A 7,047-nucleotide genomic window follows, 5' to 3' on the forward strand; every position below is an offset into this window, starting at 1 on the left:
CGGTATGGCAAGACGTAGAAATAAAAGAAAATCTTTCGAAAACATTGAAGTCCTAGATGCTGGAAGCAAAGGCAAAGGCATTGGCAGAGCTGATGATGGACGAGTACTTATCATTGACAAGGTTGTTCCTGGAGATGTGGTAGATGTGGTGACTTACAAAAAAAGGAAAGCCTATTATCAGGCAAAACCTGAAAAATTTGTCAAATTATCCGACAAAAGAACAGAACCTGTTTGTCAGCATTTTGGTAATTGTGGCGGTTGTAAATGGCAAAATATGGCCTATGAACATCAACTTTTTTATAAAGAGAAAGAAGTTTTAGAAAACCTAAAACGTATAGGTAAAATAGATTTACCTGAAATCACCTCAATTTCTGGAAGTGAAGACATATATTTCTATAGGAACAAAATGGAGTTTTCATTCAGTGATAGTCGTTGGCTAACTGAAAAGGAAATAGCTAGTGGCGAAGAAATTGATGACAAAAATGCACTTGGTTTTCACATTCCAGGCATGTGGGACAAAATTCTGAATATTGAAAAATGTCACTTACAAGAAGATCCTAGTAACAGTATTAGAAACAAAGTTAGAGATTTTGCTTCTGAAAACGGACTCAGCTTTTTTAATCCTCGTGAACAATCTGGCTTAATGCGCACGTTGATGATTAGGACAAGTTCTACTGGTGAGTTCATGATTTTGATTCAATTTTTTGAAGAAGATAAGACAAAACGTGAACTTTTACTTGATTATATTATTTCTGAATTTCCAAAAGTAACATCACTTTTATATGTGATTAATGAAAAAGGAAATGATACGATCTACGACCAAAATGTAATTACTTATCACGGCCGTGACCACATTTTTGAAGAAATGGAAGGTTTGAAATTTAAGATTAATGCAAAATCTTTCTATCAAACCAATTCAAAACAAGCTTATGAGCTTTACAAAATTGCACGTGATTTTGCAGATTTGAAAGGCGATGAATTGGTTTATGATTTATATACAGGAACTGGAACAATTGCCCAGTTTGTAGCTAAAAAGGCAAAACATGTTGTGGGAATTGAGGCTGTACCAGAAGCTATTGAAGACGCCAAAGCAAATGCGAAATTAAATAAAATAGATAATACGTCTTTTTTTGCTGGGGATATGAAGAAAATTTTAAAACCAGAATTTATTGCTGAACACGGTCAACCAGATGTTATTATTACGGATCCACCAAGAGAAGGCATGCATAAGGACGTCGTTGCTCAAATATTAGCCGTCAAACCCAAACGCATTGTCTATGTAAGTTGCAATTCCGCAACACAAGCCAGAGATTTATCATTATTGGATGTTAATTACGAAGTAGATAAAGTTCAGGCTGTAGATATGTTTCCGCAAACTCATCATGTTGAAAACGTCGTTCGCTTAACTTTACGCTCATGAGCAGATTTTTGCTAAAAATAGTTTTTTTTGTATGTATCACTAATTTGTTTTGGTCTTGTGAACGTGATGATATTTGTCCACTAGGAACTATCACAACGCCAAAACTCATCATTGAATTTTTTGATGTTACCGAACCTGAAAATAATAAAATCCCACCAAACCTATTAGTTGCTGCTGAAGATTCAGAAAATGGATTTCTATTTGAAAATACTGCTGAGATCGTAATTCCTTTAAGAACAGACAGTAATGAAACAATTTATAATTTAACAATCAATTCAGAATCTGAAGATGGTGGTGTAACAAACCAAGTAATTTTTAATTATTCAACAGAAGAAGTATATATCAATCGTGCTTGCGGCTATAAAGTTGAATTTTTTGGACTTCAAGCCACAAGAAGCTTAGAAAGTGATCCAGATAATCAATGGATTTCAAATATTTCTGTTCAAGAAACCCTAATCAATAATGAACTTGAAACACACGTTTATATTTTTCATTAGTGCAATTTCATTGCTGAATTTCAGCTTTGCTTTTGGACAAAATAATGAGCAAGAGAAAGATTCCGTGGTTTATAAAGAACGCTACGGACTCACGCTTGGTCTAGATATCAGTCGACTTGGTAGAACCTTATGGGATGATAATTATGAAGGTTTTGAAATTTGGGGAGACTATCGTTTCAACGACGATATTTATCTTGCTGCAGAATTGGGTTATGAAACTTATACTTATGACGAAGATAATTTGATCAACACGACAGATGGAAGTTATATTAAAATAGGTGCAAACTATAATGTTTATGACAACTGGATTGGAATGCAAAACCTAATTTACGTAGGTTTAAGATATGGTTTTGCTAGTTATTCGCAAAACCTGCAACAATACCGTATTTATACGACAGACAACTATTTTGAACCTGACATCCGAATTGTTGACCGTGAATTCAATAATTTAACTGCGAGTTGGATTGAAATGAAAGCAGGTTTGCGAGTCGAAGTTTTAAGGAATATTTTTATCGGCGTACATGTTCAACTTAAATCAATTGTTGCTGAAAGTGAAATTACAAACTTCGATAATTTATACATTCCAGGTTTTAATAGAACTTATGACCGCTCTAGCTTTGGCGCAGGTTGGGGTTATTCTATAAGTTATTTAATTCCAATTTATACCAAAAGAAAAACCCAAGCAGTCGGAAACTGATTGGGCTAATAGATTTATTTTCTTTAATATTAAAGTCCGAAAGTCAAACTCAAAGTAAAATTATTTCTAAGTGCATCAATTTCAGCACGCTGGCTCAAACCAGTTTGATAAAGTCGGTCTGATCTGTCTTGCTCACTTCTCATATAGGAAAAATCTAAACTTGTATTTTCATTAAAACTATAGCCTATACCAAGTGAAAATCCTGAAATATCACCAAAAATATTCTCTTCTTTATAAGGACTTTCCTGATTGAAATAACCTCCTCTCAAACTATAATTGGCAATTCTATATTCACCACCAATTTTATAAGTTACTGATGATTTGAATATTTGTTCTCTAAGCGCATTTAAACTTTCAAAGCCTCCACTACGGAATTTCATCTGGCTGTAATCTTTATAAGCATAATCAAAACTAATTAAACCACTTTGGCCAAAAACATAAGCCGTACTAAAATTCCATTGCTCTGGAGTTTTAAATTTATAGTCTGGATAAATATTCAATACATTTGGATCAACAAATGCACTTTCATTTTCAGCGTTTATCGTTTCAATTCTTTGAGATAGTTCATCTGAAACAGTCATCCAAGTCGGAGATTGATAAGTCGCTCCAATTCTCCAATTGTCAGTCACTTTAGCTATTCCTCCTAATTGGGCAGAAAATCCGCGGGTTCTGGTTCTCAAAGTATTATCAAAGTAAATCTCATTGACGCCTGTAGAAGAACTATTGAATTCATCGTACAAAGTTGTGCGTTCATAATCTGAAACGTGGGCATTTAGGTTTATTCCTAAATAAAAACGTTTATTGATTTCTCCACCCGCATTGAACACGTACTGCCCTGCACTACCGCGTTCGGTTAATAAATAATTTTGAGTAAAATTACTTGCATTAACATTAGAAGTGTAGGATGTATTCCCAAAATCACTACTGTCTACTGCATCAAAAATAAAAGCTTCGTATCCCAAATAAGCTTGTTGTGTTCCAAAGCCAACACTTTCTCCAAGATATTCATATAATTCTGTTACACTTTCACCACTAACAGGGACTAATAAATCTAACTCGACTCCTTGAGCAAAATTCAAAAAATAATCGGATATGGATTGAGAATTATTTCCTATTATAAAAGTTTCGTTATCATAATTATTGGTTTGTTGATAGGCAATCCCAAAACTTAATTTTTCAAAAAGCGCATTTTGGTTATTCGTCGTAAAAACAAAAACAGCGCCTGCTTGATTCAAATCAAAACTGCTATCTTTTTGATTAGCAAAGCCATTTCCAAACATGGATTCATTATTCATAGTTGTCAAATCCAACGAAGCAGTCATTTTATTATTAAGAAATACAGCAGAACCAGCAGGATTTAGACTCATGGCTGAAATATCTCCACCAAGCGCACCAAAAGCACCACTCATAGATGTATAACGTGCGGTTCCGCCAATTCTATCTGTAGAAAATCTAACAGCATCTGTAAAATCTTGTGCCATCGAATTTATGTAAATCAATGAAATTAACATCAATATCTTCTTCATAACTTTTTAAATATTAATTACCTTCTTCTACGACTTGAGCTACTTCCACTACTTCTTGATGAAGATGAAGAACTACTTCGTACTCCTGAGCTTCTGGAAGAACTACTTGAACTTCTTGTAGAAGAACTTCGATTTGTGGATCTAGAACTCGAACTTCTAACACCTGAACTCCGTGTAGATCTAGTACTTGGGCTATAAACTCCTCTTCTAGTAGAAGAACGATTATTGTATGAAGAACGTGTAGATCTTGCGTTTACATTATTAGAATTTCTAATTCTTGCTCCAGATCGACGAATACTTGATGAATTTCTTCTCGCATCAACACTTCTAGAATTTCTAACTCTAGAATTTGAATAGCGTCTGTCTGTATTATTTCTAGATCTGCTACTAATGTTAGATCGATTAGAAGATGCTCTAGAAACATTTGACCTATTCGAACGTCCAGAAGAACGTGCATCTTGTCTCTGTGATCTGGCAGAACCTCTGTAAACATCTGCATAACCATTTAAACCAGAATTTCTTCTATATCTATTGTATGCTAAACCTGAGTAAGGACTATTGGCATAAAATCCGCCATAATAACCACCACCCCAGTAAGGATTTCCCCAATATCCAACGCCACCGTAATAGCCGCCCCAATATGGGTTACCCCAACCAAAACCTGATCCGTAATAGCCACCCCAGTAGGGATTATTCCAGCCAAATCCACCATAAAATCCAGAACGAAAAAAAGGTCTATGAAAACCACCCCAGCCCCAGCCAGCACCGTAGAATCCATTATCTATATAATTTACAGTAACTGAAGTTGGATTACTTCCCCAACCTGCATTATTTCCATTATAAGCTGGTTCTTCATAATATTTTTCTTCTTCAGAATAATCGCCATCGTCACTAGAATAATTCTCTACATCTGTAAAAACTTCATTATTAGTTTCACGAGCTTCAGAAATCATACTTCCTTGCTCTGCAAAATAATTGCTGTAAGTATCAGATTCACCATTAGTCTTTTGTTGATTATTCTGCTCATTTTGAGTTTCATTTGAAATTGCAACAGGGTTTCTTTTCTCCTGTGAAGTACTAGAACCATAAATTCCATCTGAAGCGGAATTTACATTTTCATAAGATGCACATGAAGATATGAATACCAAGGAAAACATTCCTAAAACTAAGGTTTTGTAATTTTTATGTATATGTATCATAACTTGTGGTTTTTATCTTTAAGTATAAACAAATTTAATTAGTTTTGCGCTATTAAATTAAATCATTAACATAGGTACAACATCTGTGCCAAAACAAATATAATGGGAAAGACCCTCACATCCAGAAAAGAAGATTATTCAAAGTGGTATAACGAATTGGTAGTAAAAGCCAATCTTGCAGAAAATTCTGCTGTAAGAGGTTGTATGACTATAAAACCTTATGGTTATGCTATTTGGGAAAAAATGCAGGCTGAATTAGACAAGAAATTCAAAGAAACAGGACACGAAAATGCTTATTTTCCACTTTTTGTTCCTAAAAGTCTTTTTGAAGCTGAAGAAAAAAACGCAGAAGGTTTTGCTAAAGAATGTGCTGTAGTTACGCATTACAGATTACAAAATAATCCCGATCAACCAGGAAAACTTCAAGTAGATCCTGAAGCCAAATTAGAGGAAGAATTGATTGTTCGTCCAACTTCTGAAGCCATAATTTGGAATACCTTCAAAGGCTGGATAGAATCTTATAGAGATTTACCTCTAAAGATTAATCAGTGGGCAAATGTTGTCCGCTGGGAAATGCGCACCAGATTGTTCCTTAGAACTGCCGAATTTCTTTGGCAGGAAGGTCATACTGCACACGCAACCAAAGCAGAAGCTATAGAAGAAGCTGAACTCATGAATGAAGTTTACGCCAATTTTGTGGAGAATTTCATGGCAATTCCAGTAATTCAGGGCAAAAAAACTGAAAGCGAAAGATTTGCTGGCGCTGTTGAAACTTATTGTATTGAATCGCTGATGCAAGACGGGAAAGCGCTTCAAGCTGGAACCTCTCACTTTTTAGGTGAAAATTTTGCTAAAGCCTTCGATGTGAAATTTACTTCTGACAAAGGCAAACAAGAATACGTTTGGGCTACAAGTTGGGGCGTTTCTACTAGATTGATGGGAGCTTTGATTATGACTCACTCAGACGACAACGGACTAGTATTACCACCTAAATTAGCACCAAACCAAGTGGTTATTGTTCCAATTTACAGAAATGAAGAACAGTTTGAAGAGGTGTCTAAAAAAGCAAAAGAAATTCAAAAGGAATTGCAAGATAAAGGCATCCGAGTGAAATTTGATGATAGAGACACTCACAAACCTGGCTGGAAATTTGCCGAATATGAATTAAGAGGTGTTCCACTTAGGATAGCCATTGGTCCAAAAGATTTGGAAAAAGGCACTGTTGAATTAGCTAGAAGAGACACTTTGAGCAAAAGTTTTGTCAACCAATCAGATTTATCTAAAATTATAGTCCCATTATTGGATGAAATTCAGGAGACTTTATTTGAAAAGGCTAAAAACTTCAGAGATGAACATATCACTGAAGTCGATTCTTTTGAAGAATTCAAAAAAGTTTTGAAAGACAAAGGCGGTTTTATTTCTGCACATTGGGATGGTACAGCCGAAACTGAACAAAAAATTAAAGAATTGACCAAAGCCACGATTAGATGTATACCGTTGGATACAAAATTTGAAGCAGGAAAATGTGTGCTTACTGGCGAGAAATCAGACAAAAGAGTTCTTTTTGCAAAAGCTTATTAATTTTTTTTGCTGAAATATTTGCAGAAATGAAATTAATACTTATTTTTGCACTCGCTAATTTAAAGGTCCGTTCGTCTAGGGGTTAGGACGCATGGTTTTCATCCATGTAACAGGGGTTCGAATCCCC

6 protein-coding genes are annotated in these 7,047 nt (G+C 35.0%); 4 read left to right on the forward strand and 2 right to left on the reverse strand.

Annotated features, from left to right (window positions below):
* Positions 1–4 precede the first annotated feature (4 nt).
* The 3 genes from rlmD to EIG86_RS05565 are packed head-to-tail and all read left to right on the forward strand — an operon-like array spanning position 5 to position 2,614.
* Positions 5–1,420, forward strand: coding sequence for a 23S rRNA (uracil(1939)-C(5))-methyltransferase RlmD (gene rlmD, locus EIG86_RS05555; protein ID WP_127845171.1), 1,416 nt, complete (start codon positions 5–7; stop codon positions 1,418–1,420).
* The gene (locus EIG86_RS05560) at positions 1,417–1,917 is read left to right on the forward strand and encodes a DUF6452 family protein (RefSeq protein WP_127845172.1); all 501 of its coding nucleotides are present in this window, start codon (positions 1,417–1,419) and stop codon (positions 1,915–1,917) included. The genes rlmD and EIG86_RS05560 overlap by 4 nt, the downstream gene beginning before the upstream one ends.
* On the forward strand, positions 1,883–2,614 hold the full coding sequence (locus EIG86_RS05565) for a DUF6048 family protein (protein ID WP_127845173.1): 732 nt from the start codon (positions 1,883–1,885) through the stop codon (positions 2,612–2,614). Before EIG86_RS05560 ends, EIG86_RS05565 begins: the two co-directional genes overlap by 35 nt.
* 29 nt (positions 2,615–2,643) lie before the next feature.
* Here EIG86_RS05565 and EIG86_RS05570 read toward each other — a convergent pair whose 3' ends face one another.
* Both EIG86_RS05570 and EIG86_RS05575 read right to left on the reverse strand, forming a co-directional pair.
* Positions 2,644–4,140, reverse strand: a complete 1,497-nt coding sequence (locus tag EIG86_RS05570; RefSeq protein WP_127845174.1) for an OmpP1/FadL family transporter — start codon at positions 4,138–4,140, stop codon at positions 2,644–2,646.
* 17 nt (positions 4,141–4,157) lie between these two features.
* Positions 4,158–5,339 (reverse strand): hypothetical protein, encoded by a 1,182-nt coding sequence (locus EIG86_RS05575; RefSeq protein ID WP_127845175.1) that lies wholly within the window; start codon positions 5,337–5,339, stop codon positions 4,158–4,160.
* 102 nt (positions 5,340–5,441) lie between these two features.
* On the opposite strand from EIG86_RS05575, the gene proS reads away from it, so the two are divergent.
* A complete protein-coding gene (gene proS, locus EIG86_RS05580; RefSeq protein ID WP_127845176.1) occupies positions 5,442–6,920 on the forward strand; it encodes a proline--tRNA ligase in 1,479 nt (492 codons plus the stop codon).
* The last annotated feature ends 127 nt before the right edge of the window (positions 6,921–7,047 follow it).

The sequence above is a fragment of the Psychroflexus aestuariivivens genome, from assembly GCF_004010055.1.
In the GTDB taxonomy this organism is placed as follows: Bacteria; Bacteroidota; Bacteroidia; order Flavobacteriales; family Flavobacteriaceae; genus Psychroflexus; species Psychroflexus aestuariivivens.

What these genes read in the sequence shown, in the direction of transcription:
- EIG86_RS05570 (WP_127845174.1), bottom strand. Translation starts at nt 4,140, where the DNA reads ATGAAGAAGATATTGATGTTAATTTCATTGATTTACATAAATTCGATG.
- EIG86_RS05565 (WP_127845173.1), top strand. Translation starts at nt 1,883, where the DNA reads ATGAACTTGAAACACACGTTTATATTTTTCATTAGTGCAATTTCATTG.
- EIG86_RS05560 (WP_127845172.1), top strand. Translation starts at nt 1,417, where the DNA reads ATGAGCAGATTTTTGCTAAAAATAGTTTTTTTTGTATGTATCACTAAT.
- EIG86_RS05575 (WP_127845175.1), bottom strand. Translation starts at nt 5,339, where the DNA reads ATGATACATATACATAAAAATTACAAAACCTTAGTTTTAGGAATGTTT.
- proS (WP_127845176.1), top strand. Translation starts at nt 5,442, where the DNA reads ATGGGAAAGACCCTCACATCCAGAAAAGAAGATTATTCAAAGTGGTAT.
- rlmD (WP_127845171.1), top strand. Translation starts at nt 5, where the DNA reads ATGGCAAGACGTAGAAATAAAAGAAAATCTTTCGAAAACATTGAAGTC.